This is a genomic window from Hymenobacter roseosalivarius DSM 11622 (genome assembly GCF_900176135.1).
Classification (GTDB): Bacteria; Bacteroidota; Bacteroidia; order Cytophagales; family Hymenobacteraceae; genus Hymenobacter; species Hymenobacter roseosalivarius.
Window position 1 is genome coordinate 1 of sequence record NZ_FWWW01000030.1, and the last position, 1,239, is coordinate 1,239.

At 57.3% G+C, this 1,239-nt stretch carries 1 protein-coding gene; it reads right to left on the reverse strand.

Annotated features, from left to right (window positions below; genetic code table 11):
• Positions 1-19 precede the first annotated feature (19 nt).
• Entirely contained in the window at positions 20-1,003 is a 984-nt protein-coding gene (locus B9A24_RS01550) for an IS110 family RNA-guided transposase (protein WP_159451912.1), read from the reverse strand.
• Positions 1,004-1,239: the final 236 nt, after the last annotated feature.

Consider the following 1,239-nt stretch of genomic DNA (forward strand, 5'->3'; position numbering starts at 1 on the left):
AAATGAACTGTGTTAAAAGTCAAGGGTTGGGGACTAGTTTCGAGGTAAATTCTGCTTGATACGGCACCCCGGATTGGACGATGGCACAGGCCTGCTTGAGCAATTTGTTGCAGACGGCTACCAGGGCGACCTTGCCATTCTTACCCTTGGCCACCAGTCGGTCATAGAGCGCTTTGCAGGCCGCGTTCGACTGCTTGGCGGCGAAGCTGCACATGAACAGCTTGCTGCGAATCAAGCCGCCCCCCATGCGCGTGATGCGCGTCTTGCCGCGCACACTACTGCCCGAGCTGTACTCGCGGGGGCACAGCCCCGCCTTGGCAATCAGTTGACGATAATTCTGCACCTGCGCAAAGCCCTTGGCGAACAGCAGCAGTTGGGCAGCCGTTTTGCGCCCGATGCCCGGGATGGAGCATAAGAGCGGCATCTCCCGCGTGTAGTGCTGCTCCAACAAGGTTAGCAGTTCCGCCTCCAACGCCTGGATTTGCTGGTCGAGTGATTGGAGCGTCTGCTGCAGGCGCTTACGGGCCACGGCGCTGACCACCGGCTGTTGCTGTAATCCTTGCAGCGAATTGCGCACCATCGTCCGTTGCCGGATGAACTGCTCCATCACTTGCTCGATTTGCCGGCACTCCACCAGTACGGGCTCCTCCGGTTGCCACGCCGGCAAGGGCTGTTGCTGGCCGTAGCGCAGCAGCCACTGGGCATCCTTGCGGTCACTTTTGCCTTTGCCCAGGTGCATCTGGATAAAGCGCCGGACGACCAGTGGGTTGAGCACCGCCACCTGTGCGCCGTGCTCGACCAGGTAGTACGCCAAGGCTAAGTAGTAGACCCCGGTGGCCTCCATCACATAGCAGCACTCCACGCCGCATCGGCGGACCAACTGTTGAAATCCTGCTTTCGAATTGCTTACCTCTGTGTGCTGGAATTTATCCTGCACTTGGTGGCAAACCGCCAAGGTGGCTTTGCTCACATCAATCCCGACAATGGTTGCTGGCTGATTCATGGGGTAAGGGAGTAGGTGAAAAAATACACTAACCGCAGCGCCTTCCAGGAAGCAATTCTCAATCCTAATACAGGCTCTCTGGCCTTGTGGAACTGTCCAATGTCGCCCTGGAACAGGAAGGGGATTCTCATTTTTGACGGGCTCGGATGGCCCTTTACGGTAATCCATCTTGCTCCTTCCTGTCGCTGCTGGCTTCTACAAGTTAGGCCATGGCCCAAACATAGGATTACGGTAAG

Excerpts from the sequence above, each read along its gene's own strand:
- B9A24_RS01550 (WP_159451912.1), bottom strand. The coding sequence starts at position 1,003 with ATGAATCAGCCAGCAACCATTGTCGGGATTGATGTGAGCAAAGCCACC.